General features: G+C 42.6%; 20 protein-coding genes. 18 read left to right on the top strand and 2 right to left on the bottom strand.

Annotation, left to right across the window (positions count from 1 at the left end):
• Positions 1 to 6 precede the first annotated feature (6 nt).
• The 6 genes from NQ503_RS16010 (at position 7) to NQ503_RS15985 (ending at position 5,927) form a co-directional block, all read left to right on the top strand.
• Positions 7 to 654 (top strand): potassium channel family protein, encoded by a 648-nt coding sequence (locus NQ503_RS16010; RefSeq protein ID WP_005426329.1) that lies wholly within the window; start codon positions 7 to 9, stop codon positions 652 to 654.
• 197 nt (positions 655 to 851) lie between these two features.
• On the top strand, positions 852 to 2,429 hold the full coding sequence (locus NQ503_RS16005) for an ATP-binding protein (RefSeq protein ID WP_243128015.1): 1,578 nt from the start codon (positions 852 to 854) through the stop codon (positions 2,427 to 2,429).
• A complete protein-coding gene (locus NQ503_RS16000; protein WP_055055936.1) occupies positions 2,422 to 3,123 on the top strand; it encodes a response regulator in 702 nt (233 codons plus the stop codon). The genes NQ503_RS16005 and NQ503_RS16000 overlap by 8 nt, the downstream gene beginning before the upstream one ends.
• Before the next feature lie 171 nt (positions 3,124 to 3,294).
• Positions 3,295 to 3,702, top strand: a complete 408-nt coding sequence (tnpA, locus tag NQ503_RS15995) for an IS200/IS605 family transposase (protein ID WP_118236148.1) — start codon at positions 3,295 to 3,297, stop codon at positions 3,700 to 3,702.
• A complete protein-coding gene (locus NQ503_RS15990; RefSeq protein ID WP_117628856.1) occupies positions 3,699 to 4,802 on the top strand; it encodes an RNA-guided endonuclease TnpB family protein in 1,104 nt (367 codons plus the stop codon). The genes tnpA and NQ503_RS15990 overlap by 4 nt, the downstream gene beginning before the upstream one ends.
• A gap of 237 nt (positions 4,803 to 5,039) precedes the next feature.
• Complete coding sequence (locus NQ503_RS15985; protein ID WP_044925667.1) at positions 5,040 to 5,927, top strand: putative ABC transporter permease; 888 nt, start codon at positions 5,040 to 5,042, stop codon at positions 5,925 to 5,927.
• A gap of 8 nt (positions 5,928 to 5,935) precedes the next feature.
• Here the strand turns inward: NQ503_RS15985 and NQ503_RS17805 are convergent, their stop codons facing one another.
• On the bottom strand, positions 5,936 to 6,076 hold the full coding sequence (locus NQ503_RS17805; RefSeq protein ID WP_319638755.1) for an FCD domain-containing protein: 141 nt from the start codon (positions 6,074 to 6,076) through the stop codon (positions 5,936 to 5,938).
• Between the two features lie 189 nt (positions 6,077 to 6,265).
• On the opposite strand from NQ503_RS17805, the gene NQ503_RS15975 reads away from it, so the two are divergent.
• Together NQ503_RS15975 and NQ503_RS15970 are read left to right on the top strand one after the other, a co-directional pair.
• Complete coding sequence (locus NQ503_RS15975) at positions 6,266 to 6,721, top strand: MarR family winged helix-turn-helix transcriptional regulator (RefSeq protein ID WP_005424855.1); 456 nt, start codon at positions 6,266 to 6,268, stop codon at positions 6,719 to 6,721.
• The gene (locus NQ503_RS15970; protein WP_005424859.1) at positions 6,708 to 8,063 is read left to right on the top strand and encodes an MATE family efflux transporter; all 1,356 of its coding nucleotides are present in this window, start codon (positions 6,708 to 6,710) and stop codon (positions 8,061 to 8,063) included. Before NQ503_RS15975 ends, NQ503_RS15970 begins: the two co-directional genes overlap by 14 nt.
• Here NQ503_RS15970 and NQ503_RS15965 read toward each other — a convergent pair.
• A complete protein-coding gene (locus NQ503_RS15965) occupies positions 8,044 to 9,405 on the bottom strand; it encodes an MATE family efflux transporter (RefSeq protein WP_044925669.1) in 1,362 nt (453 codons plus the stop codon). The genes NQ503_RS15970 and NQ503_RS15965 overlap by 20 nt on opposite strands.
• A gap of 500 nt (positions 9,406 to 9,905) precedes the next feature.
• Here NQ503_RS15965 and NQ503_RS15960 point away from each other — a divergent pair, with 500 nt between their 5' ends.
• The 10 genes from NQ503_RS15960 to NQ503_RS15915 all read left to right on the top strand — a co-directional run bounded on the left by NQ503_RS15960 (position 9,906) and on the right by NQ503_RS15915 (position 21,212).
• Complete coding sequence (locus tag NQ503_RS15960; RefSeq protein ID WP_005424862.1) at positions 9,906 to 11,378, top strand: aminotransferase class I/II-fold pyridoxal phosphate-dependent enzyme; 1,473 nt, start codon at positions 9,906 to 9,908, stop codon at positions 11,376 to 11,378.
• Positions 11,379 to 11,380: 2 nt separating this feature from the next.
• Complete coding sequence (speE, locus tag NQ503_RS15955; protein ID WP_044925671.1) at positions 11,381 to 12,235, top strand: polyamine aminopropyltransferase; 855 nt, start codon at positions 11,381 to 11,383, stop codon at positions 12,233 to 12,235.
• A gap of 3 nt (positions 12,236 to 12,238) precedes the next feature.
• Positions 12,239 to 13,096 (top strand): agmatinase, encoded by an 858-nt coding sequence (speB, locus tag NQ503_RS15950; protein WP_005424870.1) that lies wholly within the window; start codon positions 12,239 to 12,241, stop codon positions 13,094 to 13,096.
• A gap of 47 nt (positions 13,097 to 13,143) precedes the next feature.
• Positions 13,144 to 14,403, top strand: a complete 1,260-nt coding sequence (locus NQ503_RS15945; protein WP_005424872.1) for a saccharopine dehydrogenase family protein — start codon at positions 13,144 to 13,146, stop codon at positions 14,401 to 14,403.
• Positions 14,403 to 15,617, top strand: a complete 1,215-nt coding sequence (locus NQ503_RS15940; protein ID WP_005424874.1) for a carboxynorspermidine decarboxylase — start codon at positions 14,403 to 14,405, stop codon at positions 15,615 to 15,617. The genes NQ503_RS15945 and NQ503_RS15940 overlap by 1 nt, the downstream gene beginning before the upstream one ends.
• Before the next feature lie 173 nt (positions 15,618 to 15,790).
• The gene (locus NQ503_RS15935; RefSeq protein ID WP_005424878.1) at positions 15,791 to 17,332 is read left to right on the top strand and encodes an ABC transporter substrate-binding protein; all 1,542 of its coding nucleotides are present in this window, start codon (positions 15,791 to 15,793) and stop codon (positions 17,330 to 17,332) included.
• Between the two features lie 74 nt (positions 17,333 to 17,406).
• On the top strand, positions 17,407 to 18,420 hold the full coding sequence (locus tag NQ503_RS15930) for an ABC transporter ATP-binding protein (RefSeq protein ID WP_005424880.1): 1,014 nt from the start codon (positions 17,407 to 17,409) through the stop codon (positions 18,418 to 18,420).
• Entirely contained in the window at positions 18,413 to 19,324 is a 912-nt protein-coding gene (locus NQ503_RS15925; RefSeq protein ID WP_044925672.1) for an ATP-binding cassette domain-containing protein, read from the top strand. Before NQ503_RS15930 ends, NQ503_RS15925 begins: the two co-directional genes overlap by 8 nt.
• On the top strand, positions 19,324 to 20,328 hold the full coding sequence (locus NQ503_RS15920; protein WP_005424884.1) for an ABC transporter permease: 1,005 nt from the start codon (positions 19,324 to 19,326) through the stop codon (positions 20,326 to 20,328). The genes NQ503_RS15925 and NQ503_RS15920 overlap by 1 nt, the downstream gene beginning before the upstream one ends.
• Positions 20,325 to 21,212, top strand: coding sequence for an ABC transporter permease (locus NQ503_RS15915; RefSeq protein ID WP_005424886.1), 888 nt, complete (start codon positions 20,325 to 20,327; stop codon positions 21,210 to 21,212). Before NQ503_RS15920 ends, NQ503_RS15915 begins: the two co-directional genes overlap by 4 nt.
• Positions 21,213 to 21,471: the final 259 nt, after the last annotated feature.

Here is a 21,471-nt window from a genome sequence, read left to right as displayed (position 1 = left end):
AAAAAAATGAAAAATATTTTACTTATTGGTCTGGGACGTTTTGGAAAACATATTGCATTGCAGCTAAACCAGATGGGGCATGAAATTATGGCAGTGGATATTAATGAAGAACGGGTAAATAAAGTCCTTCCTTTTGTTACGAATGCCCAGATTGGAGACAGCACAGATGCTCAATTTTTGGAATCTCTTGGAATAGGGAATTTTGATATTTGTTTTGTTACGATTGGTGACAGTTTTCAGAATTCACTTGAGACAACATCGCTGTTAAAAGAACTGGGAGCCAAACTCGTAATCTCCAGAGCTGAGCGAGATGTACAGGAAAAATTTCTGTTACGTAATGGCGCAGACAAGGTAGTTTATCCTGAAAAACAAGTGGCAAAATGGGCATCTATTCGTTATACAGACGATCACATTCTTGATTATATGGAAGTAGATGCTTCTCATGCAATATTTGAAGTAGAAGTTCCCCATGAGTGGATTGGAAAAACAGTAGGAGGCCTTGATATCAGAAGAAAATATGATATAAATATTCTTGCAGTAAAGAATGAGGGAGAAGTCAGTATAGCGGTATCGCCGAATACGGTTCTTATTGCCGGAAGTACGATTCTCGTGTTGGGAGATTATAAGGCAATTCAAAAATGCTTTCATATCTAAGAACAAGAGGTGATAAACGAATGGCAAAGACAGTTCTAGTATTGATCGTACTTGTGATGTTCAGTATAGGGCTTTTTATAGTATCTAAAGTTGGTGTTTTTCTTAAAGAGAGTAAAAAAGAAGTTTCTGATGAAAGAGAAGGGGTACAATTAGTAAAAATACTGGAAGGAATACCAGGTGAAAGAACAAAAGTGAATATGAATATTCAAGATAGTGTGTGGACAAAAAGACAGAAAAATCATCATCCCATATATATTGAAAAACCATCGATAAAAGATTATTTGTTGACATTTTCAATATTTGTAGGTTGTACGGTGATCGGTCTGGTTTTTCAGAAACTTCATTTCACAGATACCAATATTGTTACAGTGTATATTCTTGGCGTGCTGGTCACATCTATTGTAACGGATGGTTATCTCTGCGGTCTGGTGGGATCGTTTTTAAGTGTTGTTCTTTTTTGTTTTTTTCTTACGGAGCCAGGAATGTCCTTTCAAACATATGCAGTTGGCTATCCGGTGACATTTTTAATAATGTTGATATCTTCAGTGCTTACAGGAACTCTTGCTGCCAAATTAAAAGATCATGCCCGGTTATCTGAGCAACAGGCATTTCGTACACAGATCTTATTTGATACGGACAGATTACTTCAACAGGCGAAAAACAGTGAAGAGATTCTTTGTGTTACCTGTAAGCAGCTGGTACGTTTGTTGAATCGAGACATTGTTGCATATATTGTGAAAAATAATGATTTATCAGAAGGAAAGATGTTTTTTAATAATACTAATGAAAGAAATGGAGAATATCTGACATCTGAAGAACAGTGTGTTGCAAGATGGGCATATGAGAATGGACAGCGCGCTGGAGCAACAACAAATCATTTTAGCAGTGCAAAATGTTTGTATCTTTCGATCCGTAGTGGAGAGAGTGTCTACGGAGTGATTGGAATACCAGTTAAAAAAGATGCAATGGATTCTTTTGAATATAGCATTTTACTTTCTGTGATCAATGAATGTGCGCTTGCAATGGAAAATTCACAAAATGCAATAGAAAAAGAAAAAAATGCTATTCTGGCGAAAAACGAACAGCTGCGGGCAGACCTTTTGCGAGCAATTTCTCATGATCTGAGAACTCCGCTTTGCTCTATTTCAGGAAATGCTGATATGTTGCTGAATAATGAGAGACGTTTGGATGATATAACAAAACAACAGATATATACAGATATTTATGATGATGCAGAATGGCTTATTGGTGTTGTAGAAAATCTGTTATCTATCACAAGATTAAATGATGGAAGATTGAAAATAAAATTCACAGATCAGCTTCTCGATGAAGTTATTGCAGAATCCCTGCGACATATCAGCCGAAAGCATGATGCTTATAAGATTCAGGTGGAATGTGAAGAACTGATTCTCGCCCATATGGATGTTCGACTTATCATTCAGGTTCTTGTTAATTTGATAGATAATGCGATAAAATATACACCGCAAGGTTCAACCATATGTATTCGCGGATTAAGAACAGATGGCAGAGCGCAAATAAGTGTAGAAGATAATGGACCGGGGATTGCGGATGAAATGAAATCGCATATATTTGAGATGTTTTATACCGGAAAAACTACGATTGCTGACAGTCATCGTAGTTTGGGGCTGGGCCTTGCATTATGCCATTCAATTATTGAAGCACATGAAGGGGAATTAACACTTAAGGATAATTATCCTCATGGCTGTATTTTTGTTTTTACATTACCGTTAAGTGAGGTAACACTAAATGAATAAAACATCAATTCTTATTGTAGAAGACGATCGTCCTATACGAAATCTGATCGTAACAACATTAAAAACACATGAGTACAAATATCTTACAGCAGAAAATGGGAGAGAAGCGATTTTGGAAGCATCTTCACACAATCCGGATATCATTTTACTCGATCTGGGGCTTCCGGATATGGAAGGAGTAGATGTGATAAAAAAAATTCGTACCTGGTCCAATATGCCGATTATTGTTATCAGTGCCAGAAGTGAGGATTCTGATAAGATTGAGGCTCTTGACGCAGGTGCGGATGATTATATTACAAAACCTTTTTCAGTTGAAGAATTGCTTGCACGTATACGTGTTACACAGAGACGACTTGCGGTTATTCAGACTGGTGAGATACAGAAGACGGCTGTTTTTATTAATGGAGAACTGAAAATTGATTATACTGCCGGCTGTACTTATATGAGAGGGGAGGAGTTACATCTCACACCTATTGAATACAAACTTCTTTGCTTATTATCTCGTAATGTAGGTAAGGTGTTAACACATACTTATATTACACAACAGATATGGGGAAGGTCTTCAGAAAATGATGTTGCATCTCTTAGAGTTTTCATGGCAACTTTGCGTAAAAAACTTGAATCAGATAAGAATGAAATTCAATATATTCAGACACACATTGGGATTGGGTATCGAATGCTGCGGATAGAGTAAGTAACCTTTGATTATTTAAGATAATATAATATATAGCAAGAATTCTCCTTCCTCTACAGGTGGGAGATGAATTGTAAAAAATAAAAAAGAACATTTGTTTGGCAACGCAATCCATGGTATAATAGAATCAGTCGATAAGATAAGGTAATTATTCAAAAAAGGGCTGGTTTTATGGAAAATATGGATCACAATGCACATTCAGTGTACTTGATGTATTATCATCTGATCATGGCGGTGAAATATCGAAGAAAAGTTATCAATGATCCAATTTCAGAAAGAGCAAGGGAAATATGGGAAAATATTGCCCCACGGTATGGAATTGTTTTGGAGGAATGGAATCATGATATTGACCATGTGCATGTAATGTTTCGTGCACAGCCTAAAACGGAACTCAGTAAATTTATCAATGCTTATAAAAGTGCCAGCAGTAGGCTGCTGAAAAAAGAGTATCCGGAAATCCGGGAAAAACTTTGGAAAGAAGCATTCTGGAGCCAGAGTTTCTGCCTTTTGACGGCAGGAGGGGCGCCAGTAGAAGTGATCCGTCAATACATCGAAACCCAGGGAGAGAAAAAGAATTGAACATAGCATATCGTTTCCGGATTTATCCAACAGAAGAACAGAAGATACTCCTTGGAAAAACATTTGGCTGCTGTCGTTTTCTGTATAACCAGATGCTTAATGACAAGATCCAGGAGTATAAAAAGTCAAAAACGATGTTAAAGAATACACCAGCTATGTATAAAAAAACGTATTCATTTCTGAAAGAAGTTGATTCGCTGGCCCTAGCAAATGTTCAGCTTCATCTGGAGAAAGCATATAAGAACTTTTTCCGTGATCCGAAGGTTGGATTTCCGCGTTTCAAGTCAAAACATCATTCCAAAAACAGCTACACAACAAATGTGGTCAACGGAAATATTCTGGTAGAAGGTAACCGGATCCGGCTTCCGAAATTAAAATGGATCTCCATGAAAAAACACAGGGAGCCTGCAGAAAACTGTCGTCTGAAATCAGTGACAGTCAGTATGGAGTCATCTGGAAAGTATTTTGCAAGCCTGCTGTATGAAGGATACAGCTGCGAAAACCAAGCAGCAGATAAGGATTACAGCAATGCAAAAATACTGGGGATTGATTATGCGATGCAGGGGATGGCAGTGTTTTCAGAAGAGATCGAGCTTGAAAAAGCAGGGTTCTTCAGAAAAAATGAAAAAAGGCTGGCAAGGGAACAGCGTAAACTGTCAAGATGTGTAAAAGGGAGCCACAATTATGTGCGGCAGAAAAAGAAAGTTGCCAGATGTCATGAAAAAATACGCAGCCAGAGAAGAGATTATCTGCATAAACTGAGCCGCAGGATCGCAGACCAATACGATATAGTTGCGGTAGAAGATATTGATATGAAAGCGATGAGCCAGTGTCTGCATTTTGGGAAAAGTGTACAGGATAATGGATACGGGATGTTCCGGAATATGCTGGAATATAAGCTTGAATGGAAGGGAAAAGAATTAATAAAGGTAGACCGCTTTTTCCCTTCAAGCAAAAAATGCAGTAAATGCGGAAAGATAAAAAAAGAGCTGAAATTATCCGAAAGAGTTTATCACTGTACGTGTGGGAATGAGATGGATAGAGATCGAAATGCAGCAATCAACATCCGCGAAGAGGCAAGAAGGATGCTGGCAGCATAAACTGTCCGTATCCGGATAATAAGAAAGAAAATAAGCCCGCGTCCGGGCAAAAAAATCGCGGGGCACGCGAGGATAGCTTGTAGATACTTGGCTCAGTAGAGCCATTGAGCAAGAAGCCCCCACTTCAAAATCAGAGATTTAAGTGGTGGGAGCATGTCACGATATAGATAGGTAAATGCAGAATTATCTGATATAATGAAGCTACTTGTATTGAAAATGAAAGAGGAGGAATAAGCAGTGATTTGTGGAATGACATATTTTCAGATATGCCTGTATTTCCTGGTCTATTCTTTTGGAGGATGGGTAGTTGAAGTTATTTTTCATGCAGTTGCGCTTGGAAAAGTAATAAACAGAGGATTTCTGAACGGACCGGTCTGCCCGGTATATGGCTTTGGTGTGCTCTCTGTTTTTGCCCTGCTTAATACGATTCAAAGTGGTGGACATCAGATGAGTGAAGGAATGATCTTTGTATTTGGATTTGTTCTTGCTACAGCGGTTGAGTTGATCGCAGGATGGCTGCTTGATGTGTGTTTCCATGCAAGATGGTGGGATTATTCAGATAAACCGTTGAATTTTCATGGATATATCTGCCTGGAGTTCTCTCTGATCTGGGGCCTTGCAATCGTTATGGTAGTAAAGGTTTTTCAGAAATATGTAGAAAATCAGGTGTCTCATACACCGGCAACCTGGGAGTGGGTTGTGATAGCAATCTTATATGCAGTGTATCTGACAGACTTTATTGTAACAGTAGCAGTTATCCGTGGATTGAATAAGAAACTTACCAGATTGGATAAAGTCAGCTCAGATCTGAGAATTGTGAGTGATAAGCTTAGTGATACACTGGCAACGACTACGATTGATACAGCGCAGAAGGTTGGCGAAAGAAAGGTTCAGGCAGCACTTGCAAAAGCCGAACTGCTTGAGACGACAGCTGCCCAGAAAGAAAAAACTGTTGAAATGCTCCGTATGAAAAAAGCAGAACTTCAGGCACAGTTTGACGAGTTATCCAGTTCCATCACAAATCATACTGTATTCGGTCAGGGACGACTTCTTAAAGCTTTCCCTGAGATGAAACACAGAGATTACTTTGAGCTGATTCAGGAATTGAAGAAAAAACTGAAATAAAATGAAAATCATTTCTGACTGAGTTGTATTCTTTTGCGGTTATAAACCAGATGTAGATACATGGCATCCTGTGCCCGGAGTGGGTCATGGGATGCTATGGCATTCGTAATCTCGCGGTGAGTCTCGATGGTTTCTTCATGCAGAGGCACGTAAATTGGTTGATTCTATCCGAAAATAATCGGAGCTAATACACATATTCATATTCAGAAAAAAGCAGAACCCGGCAGTAATGCAGAGTTCTGTTTTTTGTTACAGCGAAAGAGAGAGCTTGACAATTTCTCCAACTCCTATATAATTAACAATGGTAATTATCAAAGATAACTATACAGGAGCTTTTTATGACAAACGAAAAAGTTAAGAGAATGCTTGATGCATGTTATCAGGCAAAACGAATACGGGAATTACTTCCTCCACTTCCGCAGGGAGTCATGCCGTCTTATATTCAGTATATGGATACGATCCAGAAACTGGAAAAGCAGGGAATTAAGGTGAAGATCTCAAACATCAGTGATGCAATGAATCTGCCGCGTCCGGGAGTGACCAGAACCGTAAAAGAGATGGAAGCGAAGGGCTATCTTCATAAGTTTGCATCCAAGGAGGATGGACGTGTCACATATATAGCCATCACCGAAGAAGGAAAGAAGCTGTCCCAGAAATATGATAAGGATTATTTCTGGGAACTGGCGCTTTCTCTCAGTGATATTTCCGAGGAAGATGCGGATTGTATGATCCGTACGATTGAAAAGTTCTATCAGATTATGTGCGAGAGGAGAAAAGAATATGACAAACGATAAAGCAGATTTTACACAGGGAAGCATCCTGAAAAAACTGGTTGCATTTATGATGCCGGTTCTTGGAGCCTTGATCCTGCAGGCTGCGTATGGTGCAGTTGACCTCCTGGTCGTAGGTAGATTTGGTTCCACATCAGGGCTTTCAGCAGTTTCCACCGGAAGCCAGGTGTTGAACCTGGTAACCTTTGTAGTAGTTCAGTTTGCAATGGGAATTACGGTCATGATCGCCCGTTATCTTGGTGAAAAAAGACCGGAAAAAATTGGAGCTGTCATAGGTGGCGGCGTTGTTGTATTTACGATCATCTCAATAGCATTGTTTTTTGTAATGGTGTGCTTCGCACGTCCGATTTCTGTACTGATGCAGGCACCGACTGAGGCAGTTGATCTTACCTCCAGTTATGTACGGATCTGCGGTGGCGGAATCTTTTTCATTGTAGCTTATAATCTGCTGTCAGCAATTTTTCGTGGGCTGGGAGACAGTAAGTCACCGCTGCTTTTTGTACTGGTTGCATGTATCGTAAATGTGATCGGAGATATGGTCCTGGTAGCCGGATTTCATATGGATGCAGCAGGCGCTGCAATTGCAACGGTTACAGCACAGGCGCTCAGCGTTGTATTTGCCGTGCTTCTTCTTATCAAAAAAGATCTGCCGTTTACGATCAAAAAAAGTGATTTCAGACTGAACCCACAATGTAAGAGATTTCTTCAGATTGGTTTGCCACTTGCATTGCAGGAGTTCCTGACTCAGCTTTCCTTCCTGGCACTCTGTGCCTTTGTCAACCGACTTGGTCTGGAAGCCTCTTCTGGATATGGGGTGGCCTGCAAGATCGTTAACTTTGCAATGCTCGTACCAAGTTCACTGATGCAGTCCATGGCGTCCTTTGTATCCCAAAATGTAGGTGCAGGAAAGAAAAAACGTGCAAAACAGTCCATGTTTACCGGAATCGGAGTGGGACTGGTGGTTGGATGCCTGGTATTTGTGCTTGTGATGTTTAAAGGGGATGTAGTCGCAGGTATTTTCTCAACCGATGCCTCAGTTATCCAGAATGCCTTTGACTATCTGAAAGGTTTTGCACCGGAGACAATCGTAACTGCAATTCTGTTCAGTATGATTGGTTATTTCAATGGAAATAATAAGACCGTCTGGGTTATGATCCAGGGACTGGTCCAGACACTTCTGGTTCGATTGCCGTTGGCATACTATATGAGTATCCAGCCAAATGCAAGCCTGACCAAGATCGGTCTGGCCGCACCGGTGGCAACTGTGACAGGAATTATTTTGAATGTGGGATTCTTTATTTATCTGAATCGCAAAGAAAAAGCAGTTACTTCTCCATCTTCTTAAGTTCAGGCAGTACGGTACAGAGCATGGTCACAAAGCAGATACTTCCGCCGATCACATTTGATACAGGTTCTGCAAGGAATACGCCCTTGGTTCCCATATGTAAAGCATATGGCATCAGATAGGTAAGCGGAACGACTATAAATACTTTGCGGAGCAGGGAGAAGAAAATCGCAAATTTCTTCTTATTCAGAGACTTAAATACAGTCTGTCCGATGTACTGCAGATCCATAAAAATAAATGCTGCAAAATATTGTTTTAATGCGATCACTGCATCTTTCAGCAGCACGGTATCGGAGCTGAAGATTCGGATCAAAAACTCCGGGATCAAAATGATCATACTCCATGTAACAGCGGTATAGACGAGAACCATGACCGACAGTATAGCACCGGCTTTGCGTACGTGCTTTGGACGACATGCACCATAATTATAGCTCAGAATCGGAGAGGCTCCCTCGTTTATGGCATGAAGAGGTGTCTCTACCAGCTGGCGTACACTGGAGACGATAGTCATAACAGAGATATAGATATCTCCTCCGGTAACAGATAGTACATTGTTGCAGCAGATCGTTACCAGGCTGTTTGTCAGCTGCATGATAAATCCGGCAGAGCCAAGACTTACAATATCTTTGGCGTAACCGGTACATTGCGGAACTTCATTTTTCCTGAGAAGACGGACTCTTAATTCTGATTTTCTGGTAAGGAAAAACAGTACAAAAGCTGCGGATAAAGTCTGAGAGAGTATGGTGGCAATCGCAGCTCCCTGTACTCCAAAACCAAGGACAAAGATAAACAAAGGATCCAGCAGAAGGTTTGCAACAGCTCCGATGGCAACAGAAAGCATACCGATAGTTGAATAACCCTGGGCGTTGATAAAAGGATTCATTCCGATGGAGATCATAGACGGCAAGGTTCCAATCAGGTAGATCATTATATAAGGATAAGCATAAGTAAGGGCATTCGAAGAAGCACCGAATACGACCAGGATTGGACGGGCAAACAGAAAGCCGATGAGCATCAGGAAAACACCGCAGATGCAGAGCATGGAAAAAGAAGTATCCATGATCTGGACGGCAGTGTTTTCCTGTTTTTTTCCTCTGTAAATGGAGAACAGCGGCGCACCGCCACTTCCGAACAGATTAGAGAAGGCCGTGATGATCACGATGATGGGAAAACAAAGTCCTACTGCGCCAAGTGCAGTAGTTCCTACTTTGGGGATTCGTGCGATATAGACACGGTCAACGATGTTATACAATAAATTTAAAATCTGAGCGACTAGCATGGGCAGAGTTGCACCTAAAATATTTCCGGTCACGCTTCCGTTTTCAAAGTCAATTCTTTTCATTTTATTCATGTCCTTAGAGTTATTATTGTAACTGAGTATAGCATTTTATTAAATATATGTAAAACGCAGTGAAGTGGTGAATTAAGTAATCATTGACAGCGTTTTTTTTACGTGTTATGATAAATTCGATTTTGAGAGACGAAGATGCAGAGTAACAGACAGAGTCTTTTCAAAGCAATTGTTTTGGACCACCCATCAGGGTTAAGGCCATACGGACAGCCGGGTCCACTGCCGATTATGGTAACTTTGGTTACCTTATTGATTGAGTTAAAAGCTCAAATTTTATAAGTAGGTTCCTTTGATAACCGAGATGCGCCCAAAGCGCAGACTTGTGAAACGATCAATAAGAGTAGTAAAAGTATGATTGCTATATAGACTCTGATACGCATGCGGATATAGATCAAACGCAGGTTTGTGGCTTAGTGCCCTGACCTGCTTTTTTTATTCAGTCTGTGGAATGTAGATTAAGGGTTGATACAAAGGAAACTGGAATTGGAGGAATGATGAAAGGAAGTCGTTTTAAATTAAACCAGAATCATGCACCAATACATGAAGCTCTGGAGACTTTCCGTCGTATGAGGGTTGTACCATTTGATGTACCTGGCCATAAACGAGGAAGAGGCAATCCGGAACTGACAGAATTTCTGGGACAAAAATGTGTAGGTGTCGATGTTAACAGTATGAAGCCACTGGATAATCTCTGCCATCCGGTATCAGTAATACGGGAGGCAGAAGAACTGGCAGCAGATGCTTTTGGAGCAGCACATGCATTCTTGATGGTAGGAGGCACGACAAGTTCCGTACAGACGATGGTCCTGACTGCCTGCAAACGTGGAGATGAGATTATACTGCCTCGTAATGTCCACAGGAGTGTTTTGAATGCACTTGTTTTATGCGGTGCGATTCCTGTTTATGTAAACCCGGAGGTGGATCAGCGGCTCGGAATTTCCCTTGGAATGAAAAGGGAACAAGTGGAGAAAGCAATAAAAGAACATCCAAAGGCAGTTGCAGTACTGGTAAACAATCCGACTTATTATGGAATATGCAGTGATCTGCGTGCAATCGTCAAGATGGCCCATGATGCAGGAATGCTTTGCCTGGCAGATGAGGCACATGGAACGCATTTTTATTTTGGAGGAGGTCTTCCGGTTTCTGCCATGGCAGCAGGTGCAGATATGGCAGCTGTGTCCATGCATAAGAGTGGAGGAAGTCTTACACAGTCAAGCCTTCTTCTTACTGGTCCGGACGTACACGCAGGATATGTGCGCCAGATCATCAACTTGACACAGACGACCTCAGGAAGCTATCTTCTTATGTCAAGCCTTGATATTTCAAGAAGAAACCTTGCACAGCGCGGCCGTCAGATTTTTCACCAGGTAGCCGATATGGCAGAATACGCCAGAGAGGAAATCAATGCGATCGGCGGTTATTATGCGTTTGGCAAAGAACTGGTAAACGGAGATTCCGTTTTTGATTTTGATATAACGAAACTGAGTGTACATACGCTGGATATCGGACTTGCTGGAATCGAAGTGTACGATATTCTGCGTGACGAATATGATATTCAGATAGAGTTTGGAGATATCGGTAATATTCTTGCGTATCTTTCCATTGGAGACCGTGCGCAGGAAGTAGAGCGGCTTGTGAGCGCGCTCGCAGAGATACGCAGACGTTTTCAGACAGATGGTTCAGGACTTCTGAGCCAGGAATATATTGATCCACAGGTAGTGACCAGCCCGCAGGATGCTTTTTATGCGGACAAATGCAGCCTGCCGCTTCGTGAAACCGAGGGTAAGGTCTGCAGTGAATTTGTAATGTGCTACCCGCCTGGAATTCCGATTCTAGCACCGGGAGAACGTATCACAGCAGAGATCCTGGATTATATTGAGTATGCCAAAGCAAAGGGCTGTAATATGACAGGACCGGAAGATCCAGATATTTTGAGACTGAATGTTCTGACAGGGAGGGAATGACAATGGAAATGTGGTTTTCAGAATTTCATACACCGGATGTGAAACACAGTATCCGGGTAAACCGCCAGCTTTATTCCAGACAGAGTGAGTATCAGAGAATTGATATTTTTGAGACACCGGAATTTGGTCGTGTTCTGACTCTGGATGGAAATGTAATGCTGACAGAGCGTGACGAATTTATTTATGATGAGATGATCACGCATGTGCCGATGTCGGTCCATAAAGAAGCAAAAGATATTCTGGTGATCGGTGCCGGAGATGGCGGCGTTGTCCGTGAACTGACCAGATATGACAGAGTACGTCACATTGATCTGGTAGAAATGGACCCGATGGTTGTTGAGGCCTGTCGTGCCTATCTTCCGGGAAATGCCTGCAGACTGGATGACCGAAGAGTACATCTTCATTATGAAAATGCGCTGAGATTTATCCGAAGGTGCGAAGCAAAATATGATCTGATCATCGTGGATTCTTCTGACCCGTTTGGTCCGTCTGAAGGATTGTTTACCCGTGAATTTTATGGAAACTGTTACAATGCACTGAAGGATGACGGGATTATGGTAAACCAGCAGGGAAGCCCGTTCTACGCAGAAGATGCACATGCCATGCAGCGCAGTCATAAAAGGATTGCCAGCACCTTCCAGATCAGCCGTGTTTACCAGGCACATATCCCAACCTTTGCTGCAGGTTACTGGCTGTTCGGATTTGCAAGTAAAAAATATCATCCGGTGGATGACCTGGATGCAGAGGCATGGAATGCATTAAATCTCCGTACACGTTACTATACGACCAGACTCCATAAAGGGGCATTTTATCTTCCGGCTTTTCTGGAAGACATGCTGAAAGAAGTGGAGGATTAATTTATGATCTTACCTAATATAGAAACTTTTATCGGCTGCGAAAGCAGTTTTGAGGAAGCATCCATTGTTCTTTATGGTGCGCCGTTTGATTCTACAACAAGTTTTCGTCCGGGTGCCCGCTTTGGTCCATCAGCCATGCGCCATGAGAGTTTTGGCCTGGAGACCTACAGTCCGTATCAGGATAAAGACCTTATAGACATCAGCGTATTTGACAGCGGAGATCTGGAGCTTTGCTTTGGAAGCAGTGAAATAGCACTTTCAGACATTCAAAAGAGAGCAGAAGAAATTTTGAAAGCAGGAAAATTCCCACTGCTTCTGGGAGGAGAACATCTGGTAACATTGGGAGCAGTGCGTGCCGCAGCTGCAAAATATCCGGATCTTCATATTATTCATTTTGATGCTCATGCAGATCTGAGAGATGATTATCTCGGAGCAAAATTAAGTCACGCCTGTGTTCTTCGAAGATGCCATGAAATTGTGGGAGACGGCCATATCCATCAGTTCTGTATCCGAAGTGGAGAGAGAGAAGAATTTCAGTTTGCTTCCAGACACACAGATTTTCATCCGTTTACTTTTGAAGGACTGGAAGAAACAGTCAGAGAGCTGAAAGAGAAACAGGTTCCGGTGTATTTTACGATTGATCTGGATTGTATGGACCCGTCAGTATTTCCGGGAACAGGGACTCCGGAGGCAGGCGGCGTGAGCTTTTTAGAGCTTCTTAAAGCAATCCGCATTGTTTCTCAGACGAACGTGGTAGGAGCAGATGTCAATGAACTGGCTCCTATGCTGGATGTGAGTGGTGTTTCAACTGCAACAGCCTGCAAGGTTCTTCGTGAACTGCTTCTGGCAATTGCAAAATAATATTAATAGAAAACAGTAATATATCAACATAAAAAAGGAGAAAAATTATGAGTAGAGTATTAGTGATCGGCTGCGGAGGAGTAGCCAGTGTGGCAATTCAGAAATGCTGCCAGGTTGATGAGGTATTCACAGAAATGTGTATTGCAAGCCGTACAAAGGAAAAATGTGATGCACTTGTAGAAAAACTGAAAGGAAAGACAAAAACCGTTCTTACTACAGCTAAGGTGGATGCAGATGATGTGGATCAGCTGATCGAACTGATCAACAGCTACAAACCAGATCTGGTAATGAACATCGCACTTCCTTATCAGGACCTGACGATCATGGATGCATGTCTGGCATGTGGTGTAAACTATATGGATACAGCAAACTATGAGCCGGAAGATACCGATGATCCGGAGTGGCGTGCCATCTATGAAAAACGCTGCAAAGAAGAAGGATTTTCCGCATACTTTGATTATTCCTGGCAGTGGGCATACCGTAAAAAATTCGAAGATGCAGGACTTACAGCACTTCTTGGATGTGGATTTGACCCGGGTGTTACACAGGCTTACTGTGCCTATGCATTAAAGCATGAATTTGATCAGATTGATACCATCGATATCCTGGACTGCAACGGCGGTGATCATGGATATGCATTTGCAACAAACTTTAACCCGGAGATCAATCTTCGTGAAGTAAGTGCACCGGGAAGTTACTGGGAAAACGGACACTGGGTAGAAATCCCGCCGATGGATATCAAGAGAGAATATAACTTTGACCAGGTTGGAGACAAGGATATGTATCTGCTCCACCATGAGGAGATTGAGTCTCTTGCAAAAACAATCCCGGGTGTAAAACGTATTCGTTTCTTCATGACTTTTGGACAGAGTTATCTGGATCATATGCGTTGCCTTGAAGATGTAGGAATGCTTTCCACAACACCGATTCAGTACAATGGACAGGAAATCGTTCCGATCCAGTTTTTGAAAGCACTGCTTCCGGATCCTGCAAGCCTTGGACCACGTACAAAAGGAAAAACAAATATTGGATGTATCTTTACAGGTGTAAAAGATGGAAAAGAAAAAACCTACTATATCTACAATGTATGTGATCATCAGGAATGCTACCACGAAGTAGGAAGCCAGGCAATCAGCTATACAACAGGTGTTCCGGCAATGTGCGGAGCACTTATGATGCTGACCGGAAAATGGATCAGACCAGGTGTGTATACTGTAGAAGAATTTGATCCAGATCCGTTCCTGGATGCACTTGACCGTTATGGTCTGCCACGCAGCGAAAGCCACGATCCAAAGCTGGTAGACTGATGGAAGGGTTGGATAAAAGAGCTCCGTTTACAGCCACCGGCGGAATGATCCCGCCGGAATTCCAGAATCTAAAAACACCCTGCTACATCCTAGATGAAAAAGCACTCATAAAAAATGCAAAACTGCTCGGTGAAGTGTCTGAGCGAACAGGCTGTAAGATGCTCCTGGCACAGAAAGCATTCAGCAATTATGACTGCTATCGTTTTTTTGAGCCGTATCTTGCAGGTACGGAGGCCAGCGGACTGTTTGAGGCACGACTCGGAGCAGAGGAAATGCCGGGAAAAGAGGTTCATGTATTCTGTGCAGGCTACCGGGCCGATGATTTTGAAGAACTTCTTCAATATGCGGATCATATCGTGTTTAATTCACCATCGCAGCTCCTTCGTTTTGGTGCAAAGGCAAAAGTAGCAGGAAAGAGCGTCGGATTGCGGATCAATCCGGAATGTTCTACTCAGGAAGGACATGATATCTATGATCCCTGTGCTCCGGGAAGCCGTATGGGTACGACAAGAGCACAGTGGGATGAAGCATTTCAGAAAAATCCGGAACTTTTGGATTTACTCGATGGCCTTCACTTCCATACTCTCTGCGAGCAGGATTCCGATGATCTGGAGACAACTCTTGTTTCAGTAAAGAAGCATTTTGGTGATCTCGCTTCCAGAGTAAAGTGGATCAATTTTGGCGGCGGCCACCATATCACAAGACCAGGTTACGATATTGAAAGACTGGAACGTTGTATCCGGATGGTACAAGAGGAATGGAAGGCAGAGGTTTATCTTGAGCCCGGAGAAGCGTGGGCATTAAATGCAGGATTCTTGCTGACCAGCGTGTTGGATGTTCTGAAAAACGGAGAGACACAGATTGCAATCGTGGATGCCAGCGCAGCCTGTCACATGCCGGATGTACTGGAAATGCCTTATCTTCCGCCACTTTTGGGAACAGATGAGACAGAAGAGGGTGGAATCACTGTTCGCCTTGGAGGGTCGACCTGCCTGTCAGGAGATGTGATCGGAGAGTATAAATTCCGACAGCTTCCGGAATATGGAGATCTTCTGATGTTTGGAGACATGGCCATCTATACTACATGTAAAAATAACACCTTTAACGGAATGTCATTGCCGAATATCTGGCTCAGACATGCTGACAATACGATGCAGCAGCTTACAGAGTTTGGTTATATGGATTTTAAGGAAAGACTTGGAAGTCGTGAATAACGGCTTCCTTTTTTTATGTCGAGAGCATATCATCGGATTAAATATGTTGAAATGGAATATGTACGTCATAAATAGGAATACATCAATATCCCCCTACAGGGCTTATGGATGCCAGACCGTTTTGGTATCATTGAGTAAGTTAAGTTACCAAATAAAAAGCGAGGGAACAGATAATGAAAAAGGGGATTTTAACAATTGCCGGAATGCTTCTGACTGTATCACTGGTCAGCGCCGGAACCACAGTGCCTGTACTGGCAGATGAAGAAACAACACTGGTATACGGAAGCGGAGATTATACCAGAATCAACCCGGCCATGGACGAACATGGCGAGATCAATATTCTGATCTTTAATGGATTAACTGCACATGACGGAGACAATCAGGTAGTTCCGGGACTGGCAGAAAGCTGGAAATTTGATGATGCAACAAATACCTACACATTCCACATGGCAGAAGATGCTAAATGGCAGGATGGCGAACCTGTTACAGCAGACGATGTTAAATTTACGATCGAAGCTATCATGGATCCGGAAAATGGTTCTGAGAATGCACCAAACTACGAAGACGTAGAAGAGATCAACGTGGTTGATGACCATACAGTTGAATTCAAACTCGAGGACAAAAACGTTGCATTTCTTGACTATATGACAATGGCAGTTCTTCCTAAGCATCTGCTTGAGGGAGAGGATATGCAGACATCTGATTTCTTCCGTAACCCGGTTGGAACTGGCCCATACAAAATTGAATCCTGGGATGAAGGACAGGCTATCACACTTGCTAAAAATGATGATTACTTCAAAGGTGAGCCTTCTATCGATAAAATCGTATTTAAGATCGTACCAGATGACAATGCAAAAGCTCTTCAGTTAAAATCCGGAGAACTGGATCTGGCTCTTTTAACTCCAAAGGATGCAGCAGCTTTTGCCGGAGACGATGCTTATACATGTTATGATATGAAGACTGCTGATTATCGTGGAATCATGTTTAACTTTGGAAACGAATACTGGCAGAAAAACCGTGACCTGATCCCGGCAGTATGCTACGGACTTGACCGTCAGGCAATCATCGACGCAGTTATCCTGGGACAGGGAATGCCTGCTTATGGTCCTCTTCAGAGAAATACCTACAACTGTGAAGATGTTGAGCACTATGATTACAATCCGGAAAAATCAAAAGAAATCCTTGAAGCTGCCGGATGTGAAATGGGTGATGATGGATTCTACTACCGCGACGGCGAAAAAGTAGGTTTTGTGATCAGTGTAAGTGCCGGAGACCAGGTACGTATTGACATGGCTCAGATCGCAGCACAGGAACTGAGGGAAATCGGTATGGATGTATCTGTAGAAATCCCGGCACAGACAGACTGGGCAGGACAGATGGCATTCCTGATCGGATGGGGAAGCCCGTTTGATGCTGACGATCATACATATAAAGTATTCGGAACAGATAAGGGAGCAAACTACTCCAGCTACTCTAACGAGGAAGTTGACAAATATCTGACAGAAGCAAGACAGTCCGATGATCCGGAGGTTCGTAAAGAAGCTTATGCTAATTTCCAGAAAGCTCTTGCAGAGGATCCGGCTTATGCGATGATCTGCTATATTGATGCAAACTATGTTGCAGACAGCAATATTAAGGGGATCGATCCTGATACCATTATGGGACATCACGGAGTTGGTATTTTCTGGAATGTTGCAGACTGGACTATTGAATGAATAAAACGAGATAAGGGTTGTGACGGGGGCACGCGGAGTGCCCCCTTTTTACACGAGCGGAAAAAGGGTTGAAAATGGAACATTTATTAGAGGTCAAAAATCTTTCAGTCAGCATAGATGGTCCTTCGGGAGAGGTCCAGGCGGTAAGAGATGTCTCTTTTTCGTTAAAAAAGGGAGAAGTGCTGGCTATAGTTGGAGAATCCGGATGCGGAAAGAGTGTACTTTGCAAAAGTATCATGAAGCTTTTGCCGCCAAGGGCCAAGATAAAAGAGGGCAGTATCCATGTAAAGGGGCAGGATATTACCTGTTATCGGGAAAAAGAGATGCAGAAGCTTCGTGGAAGAATTTTTTCCATGATCTTTCAGGATCCTATGACTTCCCTGAATCCAACGATTAAAATTGGAAAACAGATTGCGGAAGCAGTGTTGATACATAATAAGAACTATACAAAAGAACAGGTAAACCAAAAGGTTCTGGAGCTTATGGAACTGGTTGGTATTTCGCATCCAAAGGAACGTTATCATCAGTATCCGTGGCAGTTCTCCGGCGGAATGCGTCAGAGATGCGTTATGGCGATTGCTCTGGCAGCAGATCCGGATATTTTATTCGCCGATGAGCCGACCACGGCACTGGATGTGACCATTCAGGCACAGATTCTGGATCTTCTGCGCGAAATCCAGATGAAGTTTGGAACAGCCACCATACTGGTATCCCATGATCTGGGAGTAGTTGCCCGTGTTGCGGACAGGGTAGCGGTAATGTATGCTGGCAAGATCGTGGAGATTGGCACAGCGGAGGAAGTCTATTATGATCCGCAGCATCCATATACCTGGGGCCTGATGAGATCACTTCCGGCATTTGCAAAAGGAAAAGAAAGCCTGTACACGATTCCTGGAATGCCGCCTACATTGATCAATCCACCTAAAGGGGATGCTTTTGCATGTCGAAATGAATATGCGCTGAACATTGATTATGAAGAAATGCCGCCTATGTTTAAGATCACAGACACGCATTATGCGGCAACCTGGCTGTTGGACCCAAGGGCACCACAGATCAAATCACCTATGGGAGGACAGTGCAGTGAGTAAAGAAGTATTATTAGATGTCAGGCATCTGAGCCAGCAGTTTCATCTGACGAAAAAGATCAAAGTAAAGGCTGTGGATGATGTCTCTTTCCAGATTCATAAAGGTGAGATCTTTGGGCTGGTAGGAGAATCCGGTTCCGGAAAATCTACCGTAGCCAGATGTCTGATGAATATCTATCAGCCGGCGCAGGGAGAAATCTGGTACAAAGATGTAAATATCTGTGACAAAAAAGAATTCAGAAAGAATAAAAAAATGCTTCAGACCAGACGACAGATGATCTTTCAGGATTCTGCCTCCAGTCTGAATCAGAAGATGAAGGTGTCAGATATTATTACGGAACCAATGAGAATCCAGCATATTACACCACCTCGAGGAAGCTATATAAAAGAAGCAGCCTTTCAGATGGAATATGTAGGACTTGAGAACAGTTTTCTGGATCGTTATCCATCCGAATTGTCCGGCGGTCAGAGACAGCGCGTGGCAATAGCCAGATCCTTATGTATGGAGCCGGAATTTCTGGTAGCGGATGAACCAATCGCTTCTCTGGATGTTTCCATACAGGCACAGATCGTGAACCTGTTCCGCCATCTGCAGGAGGAGCACGGATTTACATTCTTGTTTATTGCTCACGACCTGGCTATGGTTGAATATCTCTGTGACCGTGTTGGGGTAATGTATCATGGAAAACTGGTAGAACTGGCACCGTCGGAGGAATTGTATTCCAATCCGGTGCACCCTTATACAAAAACACTGCTGTCTGCAATTCCTGTGCCGGACCCGATCAGAGAAAGAAAAAGAGTCCTTCAGTATTATGATGGCGAAGGAATGGAAAACAGTGTGTGGACAGAAGTGTCACCAGGACATTTTGCAATGCTCCCGGCTGATGGAAAGGGGTGCAGCATATAATGAGACAAAAAAAGTTAGTCTACTATGGTAAAAAATGTCTGATATTCCTGATTTCAGTATTTATTCTGTCTGTTGCAGTGTTTTATGTAGCACGTCTGGCACCGGGAGATCCTCTGATTTCCTATTATGGTGACCGTACAGAAAAGATGAGCCCGGAAGAACGTGAATGGGCGATGGAAAAACTGGGACTGAACGAGCCAATTTCTGTGCAGTATGTGAAATGGGTAAAAAATGCTTTTCATGGAGAATTTGGTATTTCATTTAAATACAAACAGGATGTATTGGAAGTAATTGGCGGTCGTATTGGCAATACGCTTTTGCTGGGAGGAATCGGATTTGTCATTATGTTCGCGGGAGCATTGCTTCTGGGAATCCTGTGTGCCTGGTACGAAAACCGGCTGGCAGACCGGATTTTATGTAAACTGGGTACGATATCCAGCTGTATCCCGGAATTCTGGATGGCGTTGGTGCTGATCCTTATCTTCTCTGTAAATCTCAAGATCCTGCCAAGCAGTGGCGCATACAGTACCGGAAAGGCAGGAGATGTCGGAGACAGGTTGATTCATCTGATCATGCCTTTGACGATCGTAGTTCTGGAGCATCTGTGGTACTATGCTTACATGATCCGAAATAAGATCCTTGAAGAAGTCCGTGCAGATTACGTGCTTCTGGCTAAGGCCAAGGGATTAGATAAGAAAAAGCTTATGTTCAGACACTGTGTTCGAAACGTAATGCCTGCTTACTTAAGCATCATGGCTATTGCAGTTCCGCATGTACTTGGCGGAACTTATGTTGTAGAAAGTGTATTTTCGTATCCTGGAATAGGAGCTCTGTCTTATGAGAGCGCCAGATACCATGATTACAATCTGCTGATGCTGCTTTGTATGATGTCAGGAATCCTGGTTATTTTCTGTAATATCGTCAGTCAGACTATCAATGAACAGATTGATCCTCGTATGAAGGATGAAGTGATAACCGAGAAATCGGAGGTGGTGGAAGGATGACGAATCATTCATTTGAACTGGCAGGAATCAGAAAAACAGAAACTGTAATTTCAAAATCAAAGAAAAAGTGGTACGAAGGTAAACCAGTTGTTTCAGCAGTAATATTGATTCTTATCATCCTGGGCTGTCTGGGAGCAGAACTGATCATGACAAAGGATCCTGCTTATATGGATCTTCTTAATTATAATAAGGCTCCAAATGCGGAGTTCCTTTTTGGAACAGATACCATGGGAAGAGATATCTTTTCCATGATCTGGTATGGGGGAAGAATTTCAATTCTGATCGGTGGCCTGGCCACGGTAATCTCTACGTTTATTGCGGTGGTAGTTGGCGCCTTCAGTGGTGTGGCACCGGCGTGGCTTGATGAAATGATCATGCGATTTACAGAAGTTTTTTTGAGTATACCAACACTGCTTCTGATCATTTTACTGCAGGCTATCCTGGGAAATGCGAACATCCTCAGCCTGTCGTTTGTAATCGGCGTGACCAGCTGGACCAGTATTGCAAAAGTAGTACGTACCGAGGTTCGACAGATTCGAAACAGCGAGTACATCATCGCAGCAAAATGTATGGGAGCAGGGTTCTTCCGTGTTTTGTGGAAGCATCTGGTACCAAACTTCTTCTCATCGATCATGTTTATGGTAGTCATGAATGTAAGAACTGCAATGATCTCTGAGGCTACATTGAGCTTTATGGGAATTGGTCTTCCAATAGAAGTTATCACTTGGGGAAGTATGCTGTCTCTGTCAGATAAAGCACTGATGACAGGATCCTGGTGGATCATCCTGATCCCGGGACTTTTCCTGATCGCAACAGTACTTTGCCTGACAAATATAGGAAATGCCTGCAGAGAGCAGACAAACAGAAAAGAGAGTAATTTCTGATAAGAAAATATTGAGTAAGAAAACACGAGACCGCCATTGGCGGTCTTGTTGTGGTTTAACATACAAACAAAAGCATTTTTTCGGGCTTTATGGGAAATCTATAGGAAGAAAGTATCTACAATGGCAATTTTTCTGGTGTTGCAGATACAATCTATTGGGAGAAAGTATCTACAATAGTGATTTTAGGTTATTGCGGATGAATTTCATTGTAAGAAGGTATCTTTAAATCGAGAATTATATTAGTCAAGATGAATTTATA

This window comes from Blautia obeum ATCC 29174 (assembly GCF_025147765.1).
Lineage (GTDB): Bacteria > Bacillota > Clostridia > Lachnospirales > Lachnospiraceae > Blautia_A > Blautia_A obeum.
This window is presented reverse-complemented; position numbering and strand designations above follow the sequence as displayed.